The organism is Nocardioides pocheonensis (genome assembly GCF_003725535.1).
GTDB lineage: Bacteria > Actinomycetota > Actinomycetes > Propionibacteriales > Nocardioidaceae > Marmoricola > Marmoricola pocheonensis.
Map to the genome: position 1 here is coordinate 275,662 of NZ_RJSF01000044.1, position 24,639 is coordinate 300,300.

23 protein-coding genes and 1 tRNA gene are annotated in these 24,639 nt (G+C 71.1%); 8 read left to right on the forward strand and 16 right to left on the reverse strand.

From position 1 onward, the window contains the following. Positions 1–133 precede the first annotated feature (133 nt). Positions 134–613, reverse strand: coding sequence for a cell division protein CrgA (locus tag EFL26_RS24805; RefSeq protein WP_246000267.1), 480 nt, complete (start codon positions 611–613; stop codon positions 134–136). 121 nt (positions 614–734) lie between these two features. On the opposite strand from EFL26_RS24805, the gene EFL26_RS18560 reads away from it, so the two are divergent. Together EFL26_RS18560 and EFL26_RS18565 are read left to right on the forward strand one after the other, a co-directional pair. Next, positions 735–1,514 (forward strand): DUF881 domain-containing protein, encoded by a 780-nt coding sequence (locus EFL26_RS18560; RefSeq protein WP_246000268.1) that lies wholly within the window; start codon positions 735–737, stop codon positions 1,512–1,514. Positions 1,515–1,520: 6 nt separating this feature from the next. Then, the gene (locus EFL26_RS18565) at positions 1,521–2,762 is read left to right on the forward strand and encodes a YibE/F family protein (protein ID WP_246000269.1); all 1,242 of its coding nucleotides are present in this window, start codon (positions 1,521–1,523) and stop codon (positions 2,760–2,762) included. Here EFL26_RS18565 and EFL26_RS18570 read toward each other — a convergent pair. Next, positions 2,732–3,349 (reverse strand): hypothetical protein, encoded by a 618-nt coding sequence (locus EFL26_RS18570; protein WP_148046765.1) that lies wholly within the window; start codon positions 3,347–3,349, stop codon positions 2,732–2,734. The genes EFL26_RS18565 and EFL26_RS18570 overlap by 31 nt on opposite strands. Next, positions 3,346–3,750 carry a hypothetical protein gene (locus tag EFL26_RS18575; RefSeq protein WP_123224383.1) on the reverse strand — a complete coding sequence of 135 codons (405 nt, stop codon included), beginning with the start codon at positions 3,748–3,750 and terminating at the stop codon, positions 3,346–3,348. The genes EFL26_RS18570 and EFL26_RS18575 overlap by 4 nt, the downstream gene beginning before the upstream one ends. Before the next feature lie 152 nt (positions 3,751–3,902). Between EFL26_RS18575 and EFL26_RS18580 the strand changes: the two genes are divergently transcribed. Next, positions 3,903–5,945: a sensor histidine kinase gene (locus tag EFL26_RS18580; RefSeq protein ID WP_123224384.1), complete on the forward strand. Its 2,043-nt coding sequence runs from the start codon at positions 3,903–3,905 to the stop codon at positions 5,943–5,945. After that, complete coding sequence (locus EFL26_RS18585; protein WP_123224385.1) at positions 5,942–6,631, forward strand: response regulator; 690 nt, start codon at positions 5,942–5,944, stop codon at positions 6,629–6,631. The genes EFL26_RS18580 and EFL26_RS18585 overlap by 4 nt, the downstream gene beginning before the upstream one ends. Before the next feature lie 8 nt (positions 6,632–6,639). On the opposite strand, the gene EFL26_RS24340 is transcribed toward EFL26_RS18585, so the two are convergent. Continuing rightward, the gene (locus tag EFL26_RS24340; protein ID WP_183408254.1) at positions 6,640–6,810 is read right to left on the reverse strand and encodes a hypothetical protein; all 171 of its coding nucleotides are present in this window, start codon (positions 6,808–6,810) and stop codon (positions 6,640–6,642) included. Between the two features lie 118 nt (positions 6,811–6,928). Between EFL26_RS24340 and EFL26_RS18590 the strand changes: the two genes are divergently transcribed. The 3 genes from EFL26_RS18590 to EFL26_RS18600 all read left to right on the forward strand — a co-directional run bounded on the left by EFL26_RS18590 (position 6,929) and on the right by EFL26_RS18600 (position 9,800). Continuing rightward, the gene (locus EFL26_RS18590; protein WP_148046766.1) at positions 6,929–7,528 is read left to right on the forward strand and encodes a hypothetical protein; all 600 of its coding nucleotides are present in this window, start codon (positions 6,929–6,931) and stop codon (positions 7,526–7,528) included. A gap of 116 nt (positions 7,529–7,644) precedes the next feature. Continuing rightward, the gene (locus tag EFL26_RS18595; RefSeq protein ID WP_148046767.1) at positions 7,645–8,562 is read left to right on the forward strand and encodes a hypothetical protein; all 918 of its coding nucleotides are present in this window, start codon (positions 7,645–7,647) and stop codon (positions 8,560–8,562) included. Next, entirely contained in the window at positions 8,559–9,800 is a 1,242-nt protein-coding gene (locus EFL26_RS18600) for a hypothetical protein (protein ID WP_148046768.1), read from the forward strand. Before EFL26_RS18595 ends, EFL26_RS18600 begins: the two co-directional genes overlap by 4 nt. A 6-nt stretch (positions 9,801–9,806) precedes the next feature. Here the strand turns inward: EFL26_RS18600 and pknB are convergent, their stop codons facing one another. The 7 genes from pknB to EFL26_RS24345 form a co-directional block, all read right to left on the reverse strand. Continuing rightward, positions 9,807–11,477 carry a Stk1 family PASTA domain-containing Ser/Thr kinase gene (gene pknB / locus EFL26_RS18605; protein WP_425464118.1) on the reverse strand — a complete coding sequence of 557 codons (1,671 nt, stop codon included), beginning with the start codon at positions 11,475–11,477 and terminating at the stop codon, positions 9,807–9,809. Positions 11,478–11,657: 180 nt separating this feature from the next. After that, complete coding sequence (locus tag EFL26_RS18610) at positions 11,658–12,986, reverse strand: serine/threonine-protein kinase (RefSeq protein ID WP_183408255.1); 1,329 nt, start codon at positions 12,984–12,986, stop codon at positions 11,658–11,660. A gap of 10 nt (positions 12,987–12,996) precedes the next feature. Beyond that, positions 12,997–14,481 carry a peptidoglycan D,D-transpeptidase FtsI family protein gene (locus EFL26_RS18615; RefSeq protein WP_123224391.1) on the reverse strand — a complete coding sequence of 495 codons (1,485 nt, stop codon included), beginning with the start codon at positions 14,479–14,481 and terminating at the stop codon, positions 12,997–12,999. Next, complete coding sequence (locus EFL26_RS18620) at positions 14,478–15,830, reverse strand: FtsW/RodA/SpoVE family cell cycle protein (protein WP_123224578.1); 1,353 nt, start codon at positions 15,828–15,830, stop codon at positions 14,478–14,480. Before EFL26_RS18620 ends, EFL26_RS18615 begins: the two co-directional genes overlap by 4 nt. 71 nt (positions 15,831–15,901) lie before the next feature. Next, a complete protein-coding gene (locus EFL26_RS18625) occupies positions 15,902–17,437 on the reverse strand; it encodes a PP2C family protein-serine/threonine phosphatase (protein WP_183408256.1) in 1,536 nt (511 codons plus the stop codon). Continuing rightward, on the reverse strand, positions 17,434–17,919 hold the full coding sequence (locus tag EFL26_RS18630) for an FHA domain-containing protein FhaB/FipA (protein WP_123224392.1): 486 nt from the start codon (positions 17,917–17,919) through the stop codon (positions 17,434–17,436). The genes EFL26_RS18625 and EFL26_RS18630 overlap by 4 nt, the downstream gene beginning before the upstream one ends. Next, positions 17,919–18,632, reverse strand: coding sequence for an FHA domain-containing protein (locus EFL26_RS24345; protein ID WP_183408257.1), 714 nt, complete (start codon positions 18,630–18,632; stop codon positions 17,919–17,921). The genes EFL26_RS18630 and EFL26_RS24345 overlap by 1 nt, the downstream gene beginning before the upstream one ends. A 221-nt stretch (positions 18,633–18,853) precedes the next feature. Between EFL26_RS24345 and EFL26_RS18640 the strand changes: the two genes are divergently transcribed. Next, positions 18,854–18,937, forward strand: a tRNA-Leu gene (locus tag EFL26_RS18640). Between the two features lie 417 nt (positions 18,938–19,354). Here the strand turns inward: EFL26_RS18640 and EFL26_RS18645 are convergent. From EFL26_RS18645 to EFL26_RS18665, 5 genes are all read right to left on the reverse strand, one after another. After that, positions 19,355–20,176, reverse strand: a complete 822-nt coding sequence (locus EFL26_RS18645; RefSeq protein WP_123224394.1) for an alpha/beta fold hydrolase — start codon at positions 20,174–20,176, stop codon at positions 19,355–19,357. After that, positions 20,173–21,867: a PHA/PHB synthase family protein gene (locus tag EFL26_RS18650; RefSeq protein WP_123224395.1), complete on the reverse strand. Its 1,695-nt coding sequence runs from the start codon at positions 21,865–21,867 to the stop codon at positions 20,173–20,175. The genes EFL26_RS18645 and EFL26_RS18650 overlap by 4 nt, the downstream gene beginning before the upstream one ends. A 40-nt stretch (positions 21,868–21,907) precedes the next feature. Then, the gene (locus tag EFL26_RS18655) at positions 21,908–22,756 is read right to left on the reverse strand and encodes an SDR family oxidoreductase (RefSeq protein WP_123224396.1); all 849 of its coding nucleotides are present in this window, start codon (positions 22,754–22,756) and stop codon (positions 21,908–21,910) included. Next, positions 22,746–23,717, reverse strand: coding sequence for an ABC transporter substrate-binding protein (locus EFL26_RS18660; RefSeq protein WP_123224397.1), 972 nt, complete (start codon positions 23,715–23,717; stop codon positions 22,746–22,748). The genes EFL26_RS18655 and EFL26_RS18660 overlap by 11 nt, the downstream gene beginning before the upstream one ends. Before the next feature lie 106 nt (positions 23,718–23,823). Then, complete coding sequence (locus EFL26_RS18665) at positions 23,824–24,579, reverse strand: ABC transporter ATP-binding protein (protein ID WP_425464119.1); 756 nt, start codon at positions 24,577–24,579, stop codon at positions 23,824–23,826. Positions 24,580–24,639 lie beyond the last annotated feature (60 nt).

Consider the following 24,639-nt stretch of genomic DNA (forward strand, 5'->3'; position numbering starts at 1 on the left):
GCTCCCGCCCCCGTTCGCGGGCGCCGTGCGGACCGGCCCACCCCAAGGGTCACCGACACCAGAAACCGTGCGCCGCAGGCGCAAAGCCGAGCCGCAGGCGCAAAGCCGAGCCGCAGGCGCACCTAGCGGAGCGTCACTCCCACTTCGTGGCGTAGGTGAACCCGACCGCCATGAAGCCCACGCCGACGAGCAGGTTCATCTGGTTGAGCTGGTCCATCACCGGGATGTGCACCGAGGCGTCCTGGCCGACGAAGTAGTAGGTGACGATCCAGATCAGGCCGATCAGGAAGCAGCCGAGCATGCCGACGACCACGCCGCGGCCGCGGCCCAGCGGGGTCTTCGGGTGGGCGGCCGCGATCAGGCCGGCGAAGATCAGCCCGAAGCCGATCACGTAGTTCCACTTCTTCAGGTCCGACATCCACGGCAGCGGGGTGTGCGGCTTCTTGATGCCCGGGAGCTTGACGTAGTTCGCGGCATCCATCGCCCAGTGGGTGTACACCGTCATCCAGACGATCCCGGCCACCACCAGGAGAACGGCGATCGCGCAGCGCAGCAGCGACGTCTCGTAGCCGCTCACCGTCACGGTGGGCTTGCGGGCAGCGGGCTTGGACACGGCGGGCTCCTTGTGGTTCGGGTCGTCGGTTAGCGTAGTCACCGCCCGGGCCGGTCCGGGCAGGGGCCGACGCGTTTTGCCCGACGTCGGCCGACCAGGGTGTCGAGAGGCAGGCACACACGTGACCCACGAGGCGACCCGCGGGCGGGGTCGGCCGTCCCGTGTCTGGCACGGCGCGGCCGCGCTGGCCTTCGTGGTCGCCGGCGCCTTGTTCGCCACGACGGCCCTGAGCGCGAAGGGACTGGACCTGCGGGCGGCGAGCATCACCGATCTCGACGGCGTGGTGCGCCAGGAGAAGCAGCGGTCCGACGAGCTGCAGGGGAAGCTCGCCTCGCTGCACAAGCAGGTCGACGAGCTCGGTCGCCAGGTCAACGACACCAGCGTGACCCGGCTGCAGGGCCAGGTCGACCAGCTGCGCGGTCCGGCGGGTCTCGACGCCGTGACCGGACCGGGGCTGACCGTCGTGCTCTCGGACGCACCGAAGAGCGAGATCGACAAGGCCCGCGCGGACGACCCGGCGAGCGTCGACCTCCTGGTGGTGCACCAGCAGGACATCCAGGCGGTCGTGAACGCGCTCTGGTCCGGCGGTGCGGAGGCGATGACGATCCAGGGACAGCGGGTGGTCTCGACGACCGGGATCAAGTGCGTGGGCAACACCGTCGTGCTGCACGGAGTGCCGTACTCACCGCCCTACCGGATCGCCGCGATCGGCGACCCCGCACAGCTCGAGAGCAGCCTCGACGCCAGCGACTACATCGACGCCTACCAGACCTTCGTCCAGCGCTACAGCCTCGGGTACGACGTGCTCGCGAGCGGCCACCTGGAGCTGCCGGCGTACAAGGGCAGCACCACGCTCAAGTACGCCGAGCCCGGCGTCGAGTCCTCCTCGGGCCAGGGCTGATCCGGGGTGGGACACGGGCACTCGCACGTCCGCCGCGACGACCACGTGCACGTCGACGTCGCCCGCGGGCCGGTGACGGTCCTGCTGGGTCTCCTCGCGCTGTGCGCCGTCGCCACGGTCGTCGGCCTCGTGGTGCTCTGGCCGAACTCCGCCGCGGTCAGCAAGCTCCAGGACAAGGCGCAGTTCACCGCACCTGGAGTCACGTTCCAGAAGGCACGGGTCGAGAAGGTCCAGGCCCCGTGCCGCACGAGCACGGAGAGCGCCCCGACCTGCGGCAACCTGGAGGCCGTGCTCACGACCGGGCCGGAGTCCGGCCGGACGCAGGTCGTCGGCGTGCCGCCGGCGGTCTCCCGGTCCGGCGTCGGCAAGGGCGACACGGTGCGACTGATGCGCGTGCCCGGCCAGGGTCAGGCGGCGTACACCTTCGACGAGGTGGTGCGGCTCAAGCCGCTGTGGCTGCTGGGTGCGTTCTTCGTGCTCGTCGTGGCGATCGTCGCCCGCGTGCGCGGCGTGCTCGCGCTGGTCAGCCTGGGGTTCGGCGGGTTCGTGCTGGTGCGCTTCATGCTGCCGGCGCTGCTGTCCGGCTCCGACGGTCTCGCGGTCTCCCTGGCCGGGTCGGCCGCGATCATGTTCGTGGTTCTCTACCTGGCCCACGGCCCGTCGGTGCGCACCAGTGCGGCGCTCGCGGGCACCCTGGCCGGCATCGGCATCACCGCGGCCGTGGGGCTGGTCGCCGTGCACGGGTCGAACCTCTCCGGCTCCGGCAGCGAGGACACCGCGCTGCTCTCCGCGTTCGCCGGGAGCGTGTCCTTCCAGGGGCTCCTGACCTGCGCGCTCGTGGTCGCCGGTCTCGGTGTGCTCAACGACGTCACGATCACGCAGGCCTCGTCGGTGTGGGAGCTGCGCGAGGCCGGCCCGGACCTGTCCCGGGGCCACCTCTTCACCAGCGCGATGCGGATCGGGCGCGACCACATCGCCTCGACGATCTACACCATCGTGTTCGCGTACGCCGGCAGCGCACTCGCCGTGCTGCTGCTGCTCTCGCTCTACGACCGGCCGATCCTGGACCTGCTCTCCACCGAGGCGATCGCCGAGGAGATCGTGCGCACGCTGGCCAGCGGGATCGGCCTCGTGCTCGCCGTGCCGGCCACCACCGCCATCGCCGTGATGACCGTCGCCGGGCCGTCGGCCGGCGAGCAGGACGGTGCACCGGTGCGTCACGGCGCCGGTCGGCGCTCGTCCCGGTAGGCCGCGACCGAGCGCAGCGCGAGGGCGATCATCAGCACGACCAGACCCTTCTCGAGGCCCCCGGAGTAGTTGCCGCGGTCGTGCAGCCCGGCGATCGGCGACAGCGCCACCCCGGTGGCGATGGAGAGCGGCTCCAGCAGCGCCATCAGCACGCCCACGCGTCGGGGAAGGACGCCTGCCCGGTACGTCGCCACTCCGGCGGGCACCATGGCCACCAGCCAGAGCAGCGCGCCCAGGGGAAAGCCCAGGGTGGCCAACGGCGCGATGTCCAGCACGGTCCCGAGGTCGCCGAGCAGGCCCAGGACCATCGCGAGGCCGAGCACGCCGAAGGCCACGTGGCCCCAGCGCCGGAGCCGGTCGCGCTGCGCCAGGTGCACCCCGGCGAGGGTCACCATCGTCAGCACCCACGGCACCATCACCAGCGCATCGCGGTAGTGCATCTCCCCGCCGCGCACGGTCGAGTCCATGCCCAGCGCGATCCACGCGGCCGCAGCGACCACGCCGGCAGCACCGGCCCGGCGTACCCCTGCGTGCTCCGGACCGCCGGCAGTCGCCACGGCGTGTGGCGCCGTGCTCGGCGCGCTCATCGTCGGCTCCAGGCCCGCGTGGGTGCGGCCAGCTGGAGAGCCGCGATCAGCAGGGTCGCCGACATGAAGACGTAGCCGGCGCTCTCGTCGAACACGACGATCTTCATCAGGTTGAACGCGGACAGCGCCACCAGCATGGCGACGCCGAGCCGGTGCCCGCGCCGGGAGCCGCGCAGCAGGCCGATGCCCGCGACCCACCAGAGCACGAGGGCGACGGGGAAGAGCGCGGCCGCGGCGTACCAGCCGCCGCCGGCATCGAGCGAGAAGAACGTGCCCGCGGTCGAGGTCAACGTGCCGAGCGCCAGCTGCAGGACCGCCGCGGCGGTGGCCGAGGGCGGGCGCCTGCGCGGTGGGTCCGGTGTCTCCTGCCCCGGGAGCGACGGGGTCACGGTGTCGGTCATGGCATGGGTCCTTTCGAGGTGGCCGGGCGTGTTCCCGGCGCGTCGTACGCTCGCGGTCCTGCCGTCCTCGCCGGATCAGGCAGCTCGTCCTGACCGCGGTCAGGACGAACAGACCCGGGACGACGGGACATGCTTCGGGCGATGATGAGCGCGTGGCGACGCTGGCGCAGGTGCGGTCGACCGGGGAGGACACGTCCGGTCACGGTCCGAGCCTTGCCCTTGCCGTCGTCCTGACCGCGGAGGTCGCGGTCGTGCTGGGCCTGCCGGCGGCCGCGTCCGGCTATGCCGACGGCTGGTTCTGGTGGATCCACGCTCCGGTGGCAGCACTCGCGTTCGGTACGCCGGCCGTGCTGCTCCTCCGCCAGGACCGCGGATCGCGGATCGGCTGGCTGCTCGGCGTGGTGGCTCTCGCGCTGGTGACCGCAGACTGCTTCGGGGCCTGGGCCTGGCTCTCGACGGTCGGCCGGCCCGGAAGCGTCCCGGGGGGCACCGGGGCCCTGTGGGTCGCGTCCGTGCTCTGGTTGCCCGCGTACTTCAGCCTGCCGACGGTGGTGCTGCTGCTGGCCCCGGACGGTCGGCTGCCCTCGCCTCGGTGGCGGCCGTTGCTGTGGTTCTCGCTGGCGGCGATCGCGATCGCGACGATCTTGAACGCCACCGCTCCCTACACGACCGAGCCGGGTGAGGACACCATCATCCCGGGCCAGCTGGCGACGTCGAGGAACCCGTTCGAGTCCGTCACCGTGCAGCAGTGGTTCGGGTGGGCACCCGCGCTGCTCGGGGTCGCTGTCCTGCTCGCCGTGGCCGGGCTCGTCACGCGCCGCCGGCGCGCGGTGGGTCTCGAGCGCCGCCAGCTCGACGTCGTGCTCTGCGGGGCGGCCGCCACGTTGGCGCTGATGATCGCCGGTTTCGCCGTGCCTCGCCCGTGGTTCCTGCTGGTGGTCGCGGTGGCGTTGACGCCGTACCCCGTCGCGCTGGGTGTGGCCGCCGCGCGGCACCAGCTCTGGGACCTCGACGTCGTGGTCCGTCGCTCCGTGGTCTACGGGGTGCTCGCCGGGGCGGTGGTCGCGGCGTACGTGGTCGCGATCGTCGTGCTGGGCGGTGTGCTCGGTCGCACCACCGGTGCCCCGCTGCTGGCGACCGCGGTGGTGGCGGTGGGCGCGGCGCCGTTGCACGCGCGGATGCAGCGCGCCGTCGACCGCCGGCTCTTCGGCGACCGCAGCGATCCGGCGGCGGTGCTGCGACGGCTGGCGGCCCGACCGGCCGTGGCCGCCGGTCCCGACGCGGTCCTGGCCGACCTGGCCACGGAAGTCGGCGCCGGGCTGCGGATCCCGCACGCCCGGATCGTGACCGCCACCGGCCACCAGGGTGCGCGTGGCGGCGGGGGTGGTCCCGAGACCCGGATCCCCCTGCGCCACGGCGGTTCCGTGGTCGGTGAGCTGGTCGCGGCGTCGCGCGAGCCGGATCGGCCACTGGCGCGCCGCGACGAGGCCACGCTGCGCGAGCTCGCCGGGTACGTCGCCGTGGTGGTGCACAACCTGGAGCTGTCGGCCGATCTCCACCGCGCGCACGAGCGGACCGTGCTCGCCCGCGAGGAGGAGCGCCGGCGGTTGCGCCGCGACCTGCACGACGGCCTCGGGCCGGCGCTGGCGGCGATCGCGCTCCAGCTGGAGACGGTGCGCGACCTCGCCGACGGGCCGGAGACGCCGGCCGGCGCGCTCGCAGAGACGCTGCGCGCGCAGGTGCGCGACGTGGTCTCGCAGGTCCGCCGGCTGGTCGACGACCTCCGGCCGGCCATGCTCGACGACCTCGGTCTCGCTGCCGCCCTCCGGGAGCAGGCGAACCGACTGAGCTCTCCGCGGATGCCGATCGAGGTGGCGGTCGGCCCGCTTCCCGACCTGCCGGCCGCGCTGGACGTGGCGATCCTGCGCATCGTCGGTGAGGCGATGACGAACGCCGCGCGGCACAGCGAGGCACGGCACTGCACGGTCTCGGTGCGAGCCGCCGAGGGCCTCGTGGAGCTGGTGGTGCACGACGACGGCCGCGGGATGCGCACTGCGACGAGGGACGACGGGCTCGGGCTCTCCTCGATGCGGGCCCGGGCCCTGGAGCTCGGCGGCTCGTGCACCGTCGAGTCGGCCGTGGGGGTCGGCACGACCGTCCGTGCATTCCTGCCGGTCTCTGGGGAGCGGTCGTGACGTCCCCGACCCGGGTCGTCGTGGCGGACGACCACCCGCTCTACCGCGACGGCATCGTCGCGGCGGTCCAGGCGATCGGCACGGCCGAGGTCGTCGGGGTCGCGTCCGACGGTGAGGAGGCCGTGCGGCTGGCCGTGGAGCTCGAACCCGACGTCGTCCTGATGGACCTGTCGATGCCCGGCGTGAACGGGATCGAGGCCACCGGCCGGATTCGGGAGCAACGACCGCAGGTGGAGGTCCTCGTCCTCACCATGCTCGAGGGCGACGACTCCGTGCTCGCCGCACTGCGGGCAGGGGCGCGGGGCTACCTGGTGAAGGGCGCGGACCGCGCCGAGATCGCGAGCGCGCTCGAGGCGGTCTCACGTGGTCAGGCGGTCTTCGGCAGCGGCATCGCCGGCAACGTCCTGGCCAGGCTCGTCGACCCCCCGCGCGGACGCGGCGGCTCGGCGACCTTCCCGCAGCTCACCGAGCGTGAGCTGGAGGTGCTGGACCTGTTGGGGCTCGGCCTGAGCAATCGCGCGATCGCGCGCCGGCTCTTCCTCTCCGAGAAGACCGTGCGCAACCACGTCAGCAACGTGCTCGGCAAGCTGCCGGCCGCGAACCGCGAGGAGGCCGGCGACCTCGCCCGCGCCGCGCGCGGTGACGGGCGCGCTGACGGGCGCGACGCGCGTGCGGACGGGCGCTGACCCTCCCGTCAGGGCGTCGCGGTCGGCGTCGGGATCGGCAGGGTCGGCGTCGGGCTGACCGGCGGGTGCGGCGCGTAGGTCGAGACCACGACTGACCGTCGGCCCGGACGCCGCCTGGTCCGGTCCACGAGCGCCCACCGGTCGAGGAGCACCGGCTTGACCAGCGCGTTTGCCTGCACGTTCGCGCATTTCCACTTGATGAAGCGCGCCCGAGTTGACTCGTATTGCCACGAGCGTGCAGAGTGCGCTCACCGGGTCGGCCCGACGGAGGCGCCCGAGGAGAGCGGGAGTCGGAGCATGGAAGTCTCGGGTAGTCCTCAGCGCACCCCCACCAGTGGCGAGCAGGTGTCCCGGCGCGTCCGCAGCCGGGTGCTGGTCGTGGCCGTTCCCGTCGCTGCGTTCGCGGCCTTCGGCTACGCCAGGTTCGGGGTCCTCCCCGGCAGCGGTCACCCGACCCACGTCGGCAAGGTCGATCCCCGGGTCGTGGCGCTGAACACCCCACACGTGCGCGACTACGGCGACGTGCCGCTGCCGGTGGACGCCCCGCCGGAAGGAGCGCTCGTCCGGGCGACCTCGTACGCCGACCCAGCCGCCAGCGGCGAGCACGTCGCCTTCGAGTACCCGAGGTTCACGATCGCGGTCTGCTCCCTCCGCACCACCACGGCGTCCGCGGATGCGTGTCGACCGCAGGACGGTGTGCGCGTGTTCCGCACGGCCACCGACGGCGCGCTCGTCACGACGTACGCGGTGTCCTCGAAGCTCGGGGTCGGGACCACCGACGCGCTGGCACGCCGAGCCGTCGACTTCTTCACGGGCGCGGCGCTGGCGCCGAGACCCGGCTGGATGAAGACCTACGTGTCGCGTGGGCTGACGGAAAGGTATGGATACGGCAGATGACAACCAGGAACCATGCTCGGGGGATTCCAGTGGGATTGGCGGGAGTGCTGATCGCCGCACTGGTCTCATGGCCCTCGGCTGCCCACGCCGCCCAGCGAGGCGCCCAGGGTCGCAGCGTGGAGGAGCGGACCGCACGCGTCGACGCGCGGACCCTCCGCGCGGCGGCGCGCGACGGCAAGGACACCGCCCACGAGAAGCAGGCCCAACGGGAGTTCCTCGAGGACAGCGCGGCGAACGGGATGTTGTACGACGCCGCGCAGGTGAACAGCGCCACGACGGGCGACGTCACGACCGTGTGGTCGGACTCGGTCGATCTCGACCAGGTGCTCGTGACCGCGCCCGACGTCCCGGACGCCGACCAACCCGTGGCCGGGCTGGGTGCGATCGGGTCCAACAACCCCTCGGCCGCGGACCAGAAGCTGGCCAGGCTCGGGAGCTCGGGCCTCGGCAGCGTCACTGGTCAGTGGGGTGATCGTGACGGTGGCACGGTGTCGGTGACCGTGGACGGCTACAAGCTGATCTCCGGCTGGGAGCGCTACCGCGTGCGCGAGTCGAAGACCGACCGAGACGTGTACTACTACGGCCACTGGGCGACCGCTGTCGGGAAGTCGGTCACCGGCTACGACAAGGCGCCGTACGTCGTCGACGTGCGGTCGCGCCCGAAGTCCGGGTATCGCAGCACGTTCCTCCAGCTGCGCAACTACTGGCCGAAGGTGTCCCAGCCGAGCTGCTCGGGCGGAGAGATCGGCATCGACGTGCTGGGCTTCGGAGGCAGCCTGCCGCTGCAGAACTGCAGCTCGTTGTCACCGGATCCCGACCCGACCTCGATCACCATGAAGGTGGTGTGGAGCGCCGGCACCTGCAAGGACCAGACCGTCGAGGGCGCCGACCTCGGCATGGCCGTCGACACGAAGCCCGGGTACAACGCCATCCTCAGCGACTACTCCTACGCGCGGTTCAACGATCACTCGACCGCCTGCGACGTGGGCACGTCCGACGACATCCGCGTGATCTACGCAGATCCGGGGTGGTGAGCCGGGGAACCGGCAGGATCTGGCCGGCGCGAGCGCTCATCGCGTTCGCGCTGGCCGGTTCTCTCGTCCTCACCGGCTGCCAAGGAGGCGACAGCTCGGGCCGGAGCCGGGCAGGCACGGACGCGCACGGCGCCGATCCGTGCGACGCGCTGACCCGCACACGCTCGTTGTGCCGCACGATCACGCTGGGGGATCGCACCTTCCGGTACGCGCTGACGAGAGCCACCACCACGCGAAAGACCGCCGTGGTCGACGTGGGCGGCCCGGGAGTGGCGCCGCTCGGGTCGGCTTACCCGCGCGACCTGGTCCGCGACCTCGGCGCCGTCAACGTCCTGGTGATCGACGAGCCGTGGACAACGGCCGCGCCGGTCGCCGGTTGCGACAGCGCCCTCACGCAGTGGTACGCCGACCTGCGGCTGCGCTGGCCGCAACCGGCCGACGATGCGACGCTCCGCACCGTGGCCAGGACGTGCCGGTTGTTCGAGGGGGACGACCGCTGGACCCTCGGTCCGCACACCTACCGGGCGCTCGTCCGGGCCATCGCCGCGCGCGAGCACCTCGACCTCACCGAGTTCTACGGCTTCTCGTTCGGTTCGGTCCGGTGGGGCGCGACAGCGGACATGTTCAAGGGTGGCGTCCTGGTCAGCCCGTTCCCCACCGGCATGACGGCGGCCCGCTACCTGGCGCTCCGGGCCGGCGTCCGGCCACCGGCGATCGACCCGGACGTGCTGGGCATCCGGCCTCTTGGCCGCAGCCTCGACGTCGTGCCGCTCGACGTGGACGCAGCCCGGCTCGAGGCGCTCTATCTCGCTCCCGGCGCCCGCGACCGCATGTTCGCGGGCCGTGATCGCGCCACCCTCGTCGGCCGGCTCTCCGACCAGCTCCTGGGTCGCTACGGGACGGACTCGGTCTCCCACGCGTTGCTGGCCTATTGGGACGGCACCTGCGGTGCCGTCGACTCCTGGCCGGCCGCCGGAGTCTCCCACCGGTACGGGCTCCCGGGCGAGCTGCTGCGGATCTGCTCGCTGCAGCAGGACACGATGCCGATGGCGGGTTCGTACGCGTCCCGCCCGCCCACGTGTGTCGCGGTCGCCCGCGGCGACGGGATCGTGCCGGAGCGGGCGACGACGTGGCTGACGTCGCGGCCGGGGTGGCCCGCTCCGATCGTCGTCGCCGGCGGGCACGCCACGTCTGCAGGCCTCACCGCCTGCCGGGCTCGCAGCCGCGCGGGCGGGTGAGGACTGTCAGGGCGTCGCGGTCGGCGTCGGGATCGGCAGGGTCGGGGTCGGGCTGACCGGCGGGGGCGGCTCGTAGGTCGAGACCAGGATCGTGATCGTCGACCCGGAGTTCTGCGGCGTACCCGCCTGCGGGCTCTGGCGCGTCACGGTCCCCTTCGGCTGGGTCGAGGCACCGTCGGGCACCGAGTCGACCTTGAACCCGGCGTCCTCGAGCAGCTTGGTCGCCTGGGCCTCGGTCTTGCCCACGACGTCCGGCACCGCCTTCGGGCCGTTGGAGTAGGTCAGCGTCACCACGGAGTTCGCCGAGACCTGCGTGCCCACGTCGGGGTTCACCGCGATCACGTCGTCCTTGTTCTCGTCGGAGTCCGCGCCCTTGAGCCGCACCCGCAGCCCGAGCGCGGTCAGCTGGTCCTTGGCGCTGTCCTTGTTGTCGCCGATCACGTCGGGGATCTGCACGTCCGGCTTGCCCGTCGACACCACGATCGTCACGGTCGACGCCGGGTCGACGGAGGCGTTGGCCTCCGGTGACTGCGAGATCACCCGGCCCTTCTCGATCGTGTCGCTCGCCTCGGAGGTCGCCTGCGGGGTCAGCCCGGCGTCGGTGAGGGTGGCCTCGGCCTGCGCCTGGGTCATGCCCACCACCGTGGGCACCGGCGTCTGGTTGGGCGACGAGCCGAGCAGCTTGGGGCCGAGCACCGCGGCGAGGGCGACCAGGGCGGCGAGCAGCAGGCCGAGCAGGATCAGGGGTGCGGTACGCCGCTTCTCCGCCGGCGGCTCGTCGGCCCGGTGACCGCCCGTGACGACGGCGGTCGACGCCGTGTCGTGCACCGGCGCCGTGGTGGGGATGAAGGCGGTGGCCGCCTCGGCGGGGACCGGAGGCGCCTGCACGGGACGCCCGGCCAGGTAGCGGTCGATGTCCTCCTTCATCGCAGCAGCGCTCTGGTAGCGGTCCTCGACCCGCTTCGCGAGCGCCTTCATCACGATCGCGTCGATCTCCGGCGGCAGGTCGGCGTCCAGGGACGACGGGCGCGGTGGCTGCTCCCGCACGTGCTGGTAGGCGACGGAGACCGGGCTGTCGCCGACGAACGGGGGCCGGCCGGTCAGCAGCTCGAACAGCAGGCAGCCGGTGGAGTACACGTCGGATCGCGAGTCCACCTGCTCACCGCGGGCCTGCTCGGGCGAGAGGTACTGCGCGGTCCCCACCACGGCCGCGGTGGCAGTCATCGTGCTCTGCGCGTCGGCGACCGCACGGGCGATGCCGAAGTCCATCACCTTCACGTCGCCGGCCGGGGTGAGCATGACGTTGCCGGGCTTGATGTCGCGGTGGATGATCCCGGCCCGGTGGCTGTAGTCGAGCGCAGAGAGCACGCCCGAGGTGATCTCGAGGGCCCGCTCGGGAAGGATCTTGCGGCCCTCGCGGAGGATGTCGCGCAGCGTGCGGCCGGCGACGTACTCCATCACGATGTAGGGCTGCGACACGTTGCTGCCGTCGGAGGCGAGCTCCTCGCCGGTGTCGTAGACCGAGACGATCGCGGTGTGGTTGAGCGAGGCCGCCGACTGCGCCTCGCGCCGGAACCGTGCCTGGAAGGTGGCGTCGCTGGCGAGGTCGGTGCGCAGCCGCTTGATCGCGACGGTGCGGCCGAGGCGCACGTCGGTGCCCTTGCGGACCTCGGCCATGCCGCCCCGGCCGAGCAGCTCGCCGAGCTCGTAGCGGCCACCGACCCGGTGCGGCGGCGGCCCCGGGTGCTGGCCGGATTGCTGGCCGTGAAGGTGGCCCTGGGGCTGGCCAGGGACCTGCCCGGGGTTCTCCCCCGTGTTGCGGCCGGTCGGCGCGTCAGACATGAAGAGGTCTCCTCATCAGTGTTTGCCCTTCCCGTGGCCCTTGTCGGGCCCTCCCCCGTGGTGCTTGGTCGTGCCCGGCTGCGGCTTCTGGACCGCACCCCAGACGTCGAGGCGGATGGTGGCGCCGGCCTTCACGCTGCCGGTCGGCGCGAGTGTCGCGACGGTGCCGACGGTGTGCCCGCCCGGGTTGGCGACGGTGACGACCCGGGTGTGCAGCCCGAGCGCCCCGAGAGCGGCCCGGACGTCGGCCACCGGCTTCCCGACGTACGCCGCCGGGTCGACGGTGACGTCGGCAGGTGCCGCCGATGAGACGTTCCCGGAGGGGGAGGAGGATCCCCCGGACGGTGTGTTGTCGGTCTCACCGCCACGCGAGGCGAGGGCGGTCACCACGGCGATGGCCACGACCGCGAGCACGGCGAGCGCGGCCCACAGGGCCGCACGGCGGCGGGCCAGTGTCCCGAAGCCGCCCGGCTCGGGCGCCACCGGCGGCGCGGCGGGCAGGGGTCCGGTGAGCAGCATGGTCTGCTCCGGGGCCAGGGCGTGCAGCGCTGCGGCCAGCTCGGAGCCGTCGGCGTAGCGCTCCTCGGGGCGCTTGGCCATCGCCCGACGCGTGACCTCGGCGAGACCGGCGGGCACGTGCTCGGGCAGCTCGGGCACCGGCTCGCGGATGTGTGCCAGCGCGAGCGCGACCGGGCTCTCCGCCTGGAAGGGCCGGTGGCCGGCCAGGCACTCGAACAGCACCACGCCCAGGCCGTAGACGTCGCTGGCTGGAGTCGCCGTGTGGCCCTCGGCCTGCTCCGGGGAGATGTACGACGGCGTGCCGAGGAGCTGGCCGGTCTCGGTCAGTGCCATCCCGTCGCCGGCGCGGGCGATGCCGAAGTCGGTGATCTTCACGACGCCGTCCGGGGTCACCATGAAGTTGCCGGGCTTGACGTCGCGGTGCACGAGCCCGATCGCGTGCGCCGCGGCAAGGGCGTCGGCGGCCTGGGTGACCAGCAGCCGCGCCTGCTCGGCGTCCAGCGCCCGACCTCCGGCCAGCAGGTCGGAGAGGGTGCGGCCCTCGACGTACTCCATCACCAGGAACGGCGGGTGGTCCTCGTCGACGTCGCCCGCGCCGAAGTCGAACACGGTGGCGACGTTCGGGTGCTGCAGGGAGGCGGCGCTGCGGGCCTCCTGGAGGAACCGGGTGCGGAACCCCTCGTCGTCGGCGTACTCGTGCTTGAGGTACTTCACCGCAACGTCGCGGTGGAGCACCTCGTCGTGCGCGAGCCACACCTCGCCCATGCCACCGGTCGCGAGCCGGTGGCGGCGGGTGTAGCGCTCGGCGCGCTGGCCGGTGCCCATCATCGGCTCGTCACGGGTTCAGCACCGCCTCCATGACCGACTTCGCGATCGGTGCCGCCAGTCCGTTGCCGGAGATCGCGTCGCGGTCGACGCCGGCGTCCTGCACGAGCACGGCCACCGCGATCTTCGGGCTGTCGGCCGGGGCGAAGGAGACGAACCAGGCGTACGGCGGCCGATTGGCCTCGCTCTGCGCGGTGCCGGTCTTGCCGGCGACCTTGACGCCCGGGATCTGCGCGTTGACGGCGGTGCCGTTGTCGACGACGGCGACCATCATGTCGGTCAGCTTGCGGGCGGTCGCGGCCGAGACGGCATTGGCGGTCAGCGGCTGCGGATCGGTCTTGCCGAGCACCTCGAGGTCGTGCGAGCGCACCTCGTCGACCAGGTAGGGCTTCATCACGGTGCCGTTGTTGGCGATGCCCGCGGCGACCATCGCCATCTGCAGCGGCGTGGCCGACACCTCCCACTGCCCGATCGCCGACAGCGCGGTCTGCGGGGCGTCCGGGTGCGGGAACTTGGCGGCGGCCTGCCGGGTCAGCGAGTCGTCGAGGTCGTGGAACCAGGTCTGCCCCCAGCCGAACTTCTCGGCCTGCTGCTGCAGGGCGTCGGCACCCAGGTCGAGCCCGATCGAACCGAAGGCGACGTTGCACGACACCTGGAGCGCGCGGGTGAGCGTGATCTTGGCGCCCCCGCAGCTGCCACCGTTCTCGTTGGGGAGCACGCTCGTGCTCTGCGGCAGCTTGAGGCTCGCTCCGCCCGGCACCATCGTGTCGGGCTGGTACTTGCCGCTCTCCAGGGCCGCCGCCGCGGTGACGAGCTTGAAGGTCGAGCCCGGCGGCAGCACGGTCTCGATCGCCCGGTTGTCCAGGGGGTTGAGGGCGTTGGCCAGCAGCGCCTTGTGCGCCTGGGACACCGCGGTGAAGTCGTGGCCGGCCAGCCGGTTGGGGTCGTACGTCGGGCTGGACACCATCGCGAGGACCTTGCCCGTGCTCGGCTCGAGGGCCACGACCGCTCCGCGGACGTTGTCGCCGAGGGCCCGCAGCCCGTCGTACGCGGCCTTCTGCGCCTTGGGGTTGATCGTCAGGCTGACGCTGCCGCCCTGCGGGTCGCCGCTGCCGAACAGGTCGACGACCCGGTTGACGAAGAGCTTGGAGTCGTTGCCCGAGAGCACGGAGTTCTGGGTCGCCTCGATGCCGCCGACGCCCCAGTCGCGGGAGAAGAAGCCGGTGATCGGGGCGTACATCCGGCCCTGCGGGTAGACCCGCTGGTACTTGTACTGGTCGTCGGACTTCTGGCTCTGGGCGACCTCCTTGCCGCCCACCACGATCGCACCGCGCGGACGGGAGAACGCCTCGTCGAGCACGCGCCGGTTGTCCGGGTGCTTGCTCAGCGAGGTGAGCGCGTCCGACTGCCAGTACTGCAGGTAGGTGACGTTGATCAGCAGCGCCAGGAACAGCACCATGCAGCCGATCGCCAGGTTGCGGATGGGGCGATTCATCGCAGCCTCACCACCTGGGTCGCGTCCATCTCCTCCGGGTCGGCGAGCAGCTCCGGCGGCGGCCGCCGGGCGTGGTCGGAGATGCGCAGCAGCAGCGCCACGATGGCCCAGTTCGCCACCAGGCTGGAGCCGCCGTAGGAGAGGAACGGCGTGGTGAGGCCGGTGAGCGGGATCAGCTTGGTGACCCCGCCGATGACCACGAACACCTGCAGCGCGAACACCACCGCCAGGCCCGCCGCGACCAGCTTGCCGAAGTTGTCGCGGCAGATCAGCGAGATCCGCAGGCCGCGCTCCACGAGGATCCCGTAGAGCACCACCACCGCCATCAGACCGGTGAGGCCGAGCTCCTCGCCGATCGAGGCGGCGATGAAGTCGGAGAAGCCGAACGGCGTCAGCTGCGGGCTGCCCTGGCCCAGGCCCCGACCGGTCAGGCCGCCCCAGCCCATGCCGTAGAGGCCCTGCACGATCTGGTAGCCGCGGGCCTGGTGGAACGGGTCCAGCCACACGTCGACGCGATCGGTGACGTGCCCGACGAACAGGTAGCTGGCGTAGGCACCGAGGAGGAAGAGACCGCCGCCGACGACGAGCCAGCCCGGTCGCTCGGTGGCGACGTAGAGCATCACCAGGAAGATGCCGAAGAACAGCAGCGAGGAGCCCAGGTCGTTCTGGAACACCAGGATGGCGAGGCTGAGCAGCCACATCGCCAGGATCGGGCCGAGGTCGCGGCCGCGGGGCAGGTCGACGAACAGGACCCTGCGGCCCGCGAGCGCGAGTGCGTCGCGGTGCAGCACCAGGTAGCCGCCGAACGCGATCACCAGCAGCACCTTGGCGACCTCGCCCGGCTGGAAGCTCATCGAGCCGAGGTGGATCCAGATGCGGGCGCCGTACACCTCGCGGCCGATGCCGGGGACCAGCGGGAGCAGCAGCAGGAGGATCGCGCTGAAGCCCGCGGTGTAGGTGAACGCCTGCAGCCGGCGGTGGTCGCGGAGCCCCACCAGCACGGCGATGAAGAGGGCGACCCCGATGGTCATCCACATCAGCTGGGTGCGCGCGCCCGGGGACTTGTCGGGCGAGGCCAGGTGGATCCGGTAGATCATCGCCAGGCCGAGGCCGTTCAGCGCCGACACGATCGGCAGGATGATCGGGTCGGCGTACTCGGCGCGGAGCCGGATGGTCACGTGGGCGGCGACGACGAGCACGGCCAGCCAGGTGCCGTAGCCGATGATGTCGGCCGGCACGGTGCCGTCCACGCCGAGGCCCACGGCGGCGTACGCGCCGAGGCCGACCAGCAGGCTGAGCACGAGCAGGAAGAGCTCGGCGCCCCGGCGCCGGCGGTGGACGAACTCCATCAGCGGGCCGGGGCGCGGGTCGCGGCCGGCCGCCGAGGAGGGGCCGGTGCGCACGGACGCGCGCGGCGAGCTCACGGCGTGGCTCCGGGCGTCGTGGGGGCCGGTGTGGTCGCCGGCGTGGTGGCGCCCGCCGTCGGTGCCGGGGTGGCGGTCGCGCAGGGGTCGGCGAGGAGGTTGCTCGGGCTGCTGCTCGGGGTCGTCGCCGGCGTGCTGGGCGGGGTCGTCGGCGCCGTCGTCGGGCTGGGCGGCGGTGTCGTCGCGCCCGCGCTCTTCTTCCCTGCCGGGGCCGTCGCGGCCGGGGTCGGGGCGGGGGTCGGCGTGGGGGTCGGGGTGGGCGTCGGGCAGCTCACCTTGAGGTCGGCGATGATCCGGCGCGCGTCGCCGAGGCCCTCGGCGCTGATGCCGCTGCGCACGCGGCCGGCGTCGTAGGACTCGAGCTCGGCGAGGGTGAGACCCGTCCGCTCGGCCACCCGGTGCGTGCGTACGCCGGGCAGCTCGGCCTTGACGCCCTTGAAGATCACCACGGTGCCGCCGTCGTCGGAGACGTAGTACTGCCCCTGCGACCAGGAGTACAACGCTCCCGCGCCGAGCCCGAGGAGCAGCACGAGCACGGCGAGCACCGCGAGCCGTCGCGCCCACCCGAAGCGGCGCGGTGGCCGTGGGGCGTAGCGGAGCTCCTCCGGGTCGAGGCCGCCGAGCTCCTCGTCCTCGAGACCGGTCAGGTCGGTCTCGTTGAGGTTGCCGGTCGCGTCGTTGGTGAGCTGACGGTGCGGCAACGTGGCCGCCGCTCCGACCACGGCCGGGGGTGCGGGGACGGCCTCACCGTCGCACACCTCGGCGAGGACCACGGTCACGTTGTCGGAGCTGCCCGCCTCGAGCGCGGCGCGCACGAGCGCACCGGCCGCCTCGTCGAGCGGCGCACCGGTGAGCAGCTGCGCCATCGTCTCCGGCTCGAGCACGCCCGAGCACCCGTCCGAGCACAGCAGCACGCGGTCGCCGGTCTCGACCGGGACGGAGAACAGGTCGGGGTCGGGCTCGTGCACGCCGTCGACGGCCTTGAGGATCAGGTTGCGGTGCGGGTGGACCCGCGCCTCCTGCTCGGTGATCCGGCCTTCGTCGACCAGGCTCTGGACCAGGGTGTGGTCGGTGGTGAGGCTGCGCAGGATGCCGCCGTGGAGGAGGTAGCCGCGGCTGTCGCCGACGTGGCCGACCTGCAGCTCGGTGCCGTCGAAGACCGCGGCGGTGACGGTGGTGCTGGTGCCCTCGAGCTCGGGGTGCGCCTCGACGATCTCGGCGAGCCGGTCGTGGGCGAGGTGGATCGTCGCCGAGAGCGCGCTGAGCGCGTCGTCCCCGGGAGGTACGTCGAGCTTCTTGATCGCGTCGACCGCGGCGCTGCTGGCGATGTCGCCGCGGGCCGCGCCGCCCACCCCGTCGGCGATCACGAGCAGGTTCGGGCCGGCGTACCCGGAGTCCTGGTTGTCGCGGCGCACGCGGCCGACGTCGGACAGGGCGGCGAACTCGAGGTGCAGCGCGGCTCCGGTCGCGGCGCCGGTGGTCGCGTCGGCACCGCTGTCCGGGCCGCTCCCCGGGCTCGTCTGGGAAGTCACTTGCGCAGCTCCAGGATGGACTTGCCGATCCGGATCTGGGTGCCCAGCGAGATCGCGGTGGGCTGGGAGATCCGGCTGCTGCCCACGTAGGTGCCGTTGGTGGAGCCGAGGTCCTCGACATACCACTGGTCGCCGGAGCTGCCGATGCGGGCGTGCCGGGTGGAGACGTAGTCGTCGTCGAGGCGGATCGCGGCGTCGTTGCCGCGGCCGATCAGCAGCGGCGCCTTGTCGAGCGAGATCACCTCACCCTTGTTACCGCCCTCGACGATCGCCACCGCCGTCGGGGTGCCGCGCCGCGGCTTCGCCGGCTTCGTGCGGGTCTTGGCGGCCGTCTTCGCCGCGCGGCGCTCGGGTCGGCCGCCCTCGCGGGCGACGCGCGCGCCGAACATGTCCGAGCGGATCACGGAGATCGCCGAGAGCACGAAGATCCAGAGGATCGCCAGGTAGGCGAACCGGATCAGCACCAGCGTGAGCTCGGACATCAGGCGTCGGTCCTCTGGTGGAAGGTCAAGGTGGTGTTGCCGATCCGGATCACGGCGCCGTCGGTGAGGGTGGCGTCCTCGACCTTGCGGCCGTTGACCAGCACGCCGTTGGTGGAGCCGAGGTCGTGGACGCTCACCCGCGGCCCGTTGGCGTCCTCGGCGACCCGGAACTCCGCGTGCCGGCGGGAGACGCCGGGGTCGTTGACCCGCAGGTCGGCGTCGTTGCCGCGCCCGACGACCACGCCGGGAGCCGAGAGCGGCAGCCGCTCACCGTTGATCTCGACGATCGCCGTGGCCCGGCGTACCTGTGTCTCGGTCGGGTCCGGACCGGCCTGGCTGACCCGGGCGACCGCCTTGCTGCGGACGCGGAAGCGCCCGGTGGTGAGGTCGTCGGCCTGCTCGAGGCTGATCGTCACCGGCCCGGTGAACACGTAGGACTGGCCGGCGGCGTGCTCCTTGAGCATCGCGACCAGCTCCTGGTGGAGCGTCGGGCCGAGACCCTCGAGGCGTTCCAGGTCGGGGGCGGACAGCTCCACGTGGAAGTCGTTGGGCACGATCCGCCGGTCGCGGCTGAGGATCTGGGCCGTGTTGTCGACCTCGCGCGCCAGCGCGGCGGAGATCTCGACGGGCTGCACGGCACTGCGGAAGGTGCGCGCGAAGACGCCGGAGATGAGCTGCTCGAGCTTCTGCTCGAAGCGCTGCAGGCCTCCCACGCCGCCTCCTCCTCGTGCCGTGTCCGGTCTCGGTCTGCTCTTGGTCTGCTCGGGTGTGCTCTCGGTCCGCTGTTCGCTCGTGCTGCATGCTGGTGCCGGCTCCACGTGCGCTGATCCGGACGTCCCGCCGATCGTATAGGGACGCGCACGGCCGGTTCGCGCGCCGTGGCGGGGCGGTTTGGGAGGCCGGACGGGTCTGGGATAGCCTGAGCCCGCTTCACGCGCGAGTGGCGGAATAGGCAGACGCGCACGGTTCAGGTCCGTGTGCCCGAAAGGGCGTGGGGGTTCAACTCCCCCCTCGCGCACGTGAGTAGCCCCGGGTCCTTGTATCCGGGGCTTCGTCCGTATTTCGGTGCGGCTCCTTGGAACGGTCACTTGGAATGCCTCGCGGTATTCGGTTGTCGCCGTTGCCGCGGCGTCGCTCGCTCCTCTCGGGTGTGTGGCCGTCTCAGTCACCTAAGTTGTCGCGGTGCCCGCGGGCGATCAATCCGCTTCAACTTTCTGAAGAATCCCGCAGCTACGGGCACCCATCGGGGTGCATGTCTCCCGAGCCGGTGACAGGGCAGGCTTTGCCAGCACGCTTGGTGGCGGAGGAGGCGCGTAAGCGGCATGCCTCGTGGTTGACGAGTGAGTCTCCGTCCACCCCGGAGGTTGTGGAAGCGCGCCAGCGCCACCGTGAAACTCTGATCGTTCGATCTGGGTCCTGAGTGACGGCTGGGTTCTCACGCGTCGCGCAGAAAGTCCTCGACGAGTGCGGCCGCTGCGTGGCTCTCGTCGAGGAGGAACAGGTGGCCGGCTCCGTCGATCACTCGGAGCTGGGCTTGGGGGATGAGTGACGCGAGAATTCGGCCGTTGACTGGCCGAGCGATGGGGTCGTCACCCCCCGTAATCACGAGTGTGCGCGCTTCCAGCTTGCGTAGCCAAGGCACACTGCTCCACCCGACGACGGCGCACAGCTGCCCGAAGTAGCCCCACCATGACGGCGGCCGTTGGAAGCCGGCGACCAGCGAACCCTCGCGAGCCGGGTCGAGCCGTGCTCGTCCGCCGTAGAGGTTGCTGGCGACGCGGCTCGCGTAAGAGGGCGACCAGTACCGCAGCGGGGTGAGCATGTGCACCAGTGCCGAAGGCTTGCCAGGGGGGCCTCCTATTCCGGGGCCGGTGGCCGCCAGGACGAGCCGGTGGAGTCGCGTCGGAGCGCGTCTGGCGAACTCTTGGGCGACGAACCCGCCGAAGGAGATGCCGAGGACGTGCGCACGGTCGATTTGGAGGTCGTCAAGGACGCCGACCGCGATGCGCGCCAGGCCTCGCATCCTTCTGGGAGGGAAGACCGCCGGCGTGGCCCCGGCACCGGGCAGGTCGAAGGTGATGACCCGGAATCCGCGCGAGACCATCTGGCTTTCGAAGTCTCGCCACAGTTCGAGGCTGGCGCCGATACCCATGATGAGCAGTAGTGGTTCGCCGTTGGTGAGGCCTCGGACCGAGACCCTGACGTGTGCGCCTCGGATCCGTACCGTACGAATCGCGGCGAGGTTCTCTGAGCTCATGTGTCGAGCACGTAGCTGCCAGGGGCGTCGATCAGCGGGCGAAATCGTGGTGTCCCCAGGGTCGGGGGCGCCGGCCCCATCTTCCCAGAGCGGGCGGCGAGCCACTGGGCGTAGTGGGGCCACCAACTGCCTGGCCGGGTTTCGGCGGATGCGACGAACTCGGCGGGGGAGGTCGGCTGGTGGGCTGAGGTCTGGAAGCTGGCTTTGGCATTCGTCGGCGGGTTGACGAGCGCCGCAATGTGCCCGCTGGTGGACAGCACGAACTCCGTCTTGCCGCCGAGGAGTGCAGTAGATCGGTAGCAGTTCTGCCATGGGGTGATGTGGTCGGTGCGCCCGCCGACGATGAAGGCGTCCGCCGTGATCTTGCTGAGGTCGACCGGGACGCCGAGCGCGGTCGCGTCGCCGGCGGTGACCAGCTTGTTGGCTAGGGAGAGCTCCAAGAAGTCGCGGTGCAGCTGTGCCGGCATCCGGGTCGTGTCAGAGTTCCAGAACAAGATGTCGAACGCCGGCGGCTTCTGCCCGAGCAGGTAGTTGTTGACCCAGTAATTCCAAATCAGGTCGTTGGGCCGCAGCCAAGCGAACACCTCGGCAAGGACCGCGCCGTCGAGATAGCCCACACGCTTGGAGAGGGCCGCCGCTGCAGCAGCCCGCTTGTGATCGACCAGCGCCTGCGCGGTCCCTGCACCCGCCTGGTCGAGGACTGTGACCGCCAGGGTCAGCGAGGCAAGTTCCCCACCGCGACCGGTTCCCGCCAGGTGCGCCGCGGCCATAGACGCGACGATTCCTCCCGAGCACGTGCCGTGGAGTCCAACGCGTTCGATGCCGGCGATCTCTCGCGCGGCGTCCATCGCCTCCAGGGCACCGTGGATGTAGGTGTCGAGGTTCCAGTCGGCGTGTCGAGCCGTGGGGTTGCGCCAGGAGATCATGAAGACCTGCTGTCCTTGACCGAGCAGGAACTCCACGTAGCTGCGCCCCGGCGCGAGGTCAAGCACGTAGTACTTGTTGATCGTCGGCGGGACCATGAGCAACGGCACTTCCCGCACCTGCTCGGTGATCGGGGCGTACTGGATGAGCTCGAGAACCGGCGTCCGCAGGACGACCGATCCCTTGGTGGCGCCGATGTTGGTGCCGACCGCGAACTGGCTACTGTCCACCATGCTCGGGACGCGCGGCCGGCTGGACAGATCGTGCAGGAGGTTGCGCAGACCCCGCCCGAGGTTCGCGCCGCCGGTGTTGACGACTTCCTTGAGCGCCACGGGGTTCAAGAGCATGTTGTTGGATGGCGCGAGTGCGTCCACGAGGTTCTCGACGAAGAGCCGCACACGCTTCTGAGCACGCTCCTCGAGCTCGGCGTCGTCGACCAGTTGCAGCGCCTTCTCCGCTGCGGCCAGGTAGGCCTGAACGGTACGGCGCAGCAGGCCGTTGTCGGTCCAGGCGGGATCGGAGAAGCGACGGTCGCGACTGGACGCGGAGATGGTGGAGGTGCCGGCGATAACGCGGGTGAGTTCCGCGGCCAGGTCCGCTAGCCGGCCGCCGGTCGTCCGTGGTCGCCGCGCCAATGCCGCAGCCCATCGGAGTAGCGCGGCGCCCGGCAGCACGTCGGGCACCCCGAGACGGCTGGCGTTGGCGAGAAGGCTGTCGAGGGGGACAGCGAGCTCGCGCTGGTCGAGCTGGACGTGCACTTGGCTCATTCGTCATCTTCCTCGGCGAGTTCTGTCGAACGGGTCGGCTTCAACGGGGTCCGTCGACGAAGATGTCGAGTTCCAGCTCGTGTTCGGCCCCGTACTTCGTGAAGTCGGTGACGCCGGCGTCCCTGAGCACCTCGACATCCAGCAGCGTCCGGCCGGTGCAATGGCTGGCAGGGCGCTGCAGGATCTCCACAGCCGCGTCAGCCACGATGTCTGGTGTACGGGCACGCGCCATCGCCGCCTGGCCACCGAGGAGGTTCTCGACGGCCGCCGTGGCGATGATCGTCTCGGGCCACAGGCAGTTGGCCGCCACGCCCTGGGGGGCGTACTCGGTCGCCCATCCGAGGGTGAGGATCGTCATCCCGTATTTCGCCATGGTGTAGGCGGGGTGCCTGCCGAGCCATGCGGGGTTGAAGTTCAGTGGGGGTGCTAGCGACAGGATGTGCGGGTTGTCACTCGCGAGGAGGTAGGGCAAGGCCGCTCGGGTGAACAGGTAGGTGCCTCGCAGTTGGATCTGCATCATCAGGTCGAAGCGTTTGAGCGGCAGGTCAGCGGTGCCAGCGATGGCGAGAGCGGAGGCGTTGTTGATGCAGACATCGATTCCTCCGAACTGCTCGACAGTCTCGCTCACCGCTCGTTCGACGCAGCTTTCATCCCGGACGTCGCCCACGATGGCCAGCGCCTTCCCGCCTGCTGCTCGGATCTGCTCGGCAGCCGAATGGACGGTTCCGGTCAGGCGGGGGTCGGGCGTATCGGTCTTCGCGAGGAGGGCGACGTTTGCGCCCTCCCGGGCGGCGGCGATCCCGATCGCCAGGCCGATGCCGCGGCTACCGCCGGACATGAGCACGGTGCGGCCCGTGAGTTGGCCCTTGGGCTGGTGGTCACGACTCATCGACGTAGTCCGCGAGCTTGACGGGGTCCTTGAGGAACCCGTACTTGGTCATCAGCTCGAGCTCATGCTGGGACGACTCGATCTTCAGGTCGGTGCCGAACGCAGGAAGTTTGGAGGTTCGGATGAGTCCCTCTGGCGCGCCGGTGATCTCGGCGATAGCGGTAATCAGGGCTTCCTTGTCGCTGCTCGCCAACTGGTTGCCGCGGGCCAGGACCGAGCGCAGTTTGTCGACGAGCTGGGGGTTCTCGGCCGCGAACTTCGCGGAGACGATGTTGTAGGCCTGGACTGGCTGCTCGCCGTAGGGCTCTGTCATGTTCTCGATGACGGTGTTGGTCTCCCCTGCCATGGTCGCCGCCAGCGGGTAGAGCACGTGGCCGGCGTCGATCTGGCCCGAGCGCAGGGCCGCTGGCATTTCGGTCGCCGGGATGAGCACGAACTTGATCGAGTTCACGTCGACGCCGTCGTTCTCTAGGGTCTTGAGCAGCGCCGCGTGGTTGTTGTTCTGCAGCTGGATGAGGCCAACCTTCTTGCCCTCGAGGTCTTTCGGCTTGGTGATGCCGCTGTCCTTCATGGACAGGATCGACATGTCGTTGTTGACCATGTAGGTCGTCCCAATGATCTTCAACTTGAGGCCTTGTGCGAGTGCCTGGGCGAGGTTGCCCGGGTTGAGGGCGCTGAAGTCGATCGTGCCGTTGAGCAGGTTCGGGACGACGTCGGCCGGAGTGCGGAGCTCGACCTTCTTGACCTTCAGCCCGCTGTCCTCGAAGTAGCCCTTGTCGAGGGCGAGCTGCCACCCCCCCAGCCCGGCGAACGGCAGCCAGCCGACCTTGAGCTCACCCGACTCGGACTTCGAGGTGGTGTCGTTGCCACCGCACGCGGTAGCCGCGAGGGCGAGGAGAAGTGCTGTGGCGATGGCGACGAGATTTCGGAGCGGCCGCCTGAAGGTGCTGCTGGTCAACATGTCGGTCCTCTTTGGTTAGATGGTGTCCCGCCGAGCTCGGGACGTGGGGTGGTCACCAGGTCGGTGCTGTGGGTGTCCGACTCGGCTTGGTTGGTGGAGCGTCGGATCAGGAGTCGGGGTCCACGGATCGCTCGGCGACGATGAGCTCCAGCACACGCGTGCGGAGGTCGATGAAGCCGCCCAGTGCCTTGGTGTGGATCTGGTCGCGAGGCCGGGGAAGGTCGACATCGATCGTGGTGCGGACCCGCGTCGGGCGGTGGCTGAGAGCGATGACGCGGTCACCCAAGTAGACCGACTCGTCGATGTCGTGCGTGACGAGGATGATGGTCATGCCGGTCCTAGCGTGCACGTGGAGCAGGAGGTCCTCAAGGTCTCCTCGAACCTGCGCATCCAGGGAAGCGAAGGGCTCGTCCATCAGGAGCACGTTGGGCTGGAAGGCGAGGGCGCGGGCGATCGCCACCCGCTGCTGCATGCCCCCGGACAACTGCCAGGGGTACTTGTCGCCGACGTCGGCGAGGCCTACCTCGGACAACGCCTTGGCCGCGCGCGCGGCCAACTCCCGCTTTGGCAGACCTGTGCCGCGCAGGGGGAACTCGACGTTGGCGCGCACCTTCTGCCATGGCATCAGGGACCGGGTGTACTCCTGGAACACCATGGCGACACCCGGGGTCACCCCGGAGGCGGGAGTTCCGTTGACGCGGACCTCCCCCGTGGTGGGGCGGAGCAGTCCCGACAGCGCCTTGAGCAGCGTTGTCTTGCCGCACCCGGAGGGTCCGACGATCGACAAGAACTCCCCGGCACGCGCTTGGAAGCTGACGTCGCCAATCGCTGTGACAGCGCTTCGTCCTCGTCCGTATGTCACGCCGAGGTGGCGTGCCTCGAGGACGACGGGGCGCTCTTGGGCGTTCCGCGGCGCGGTCGC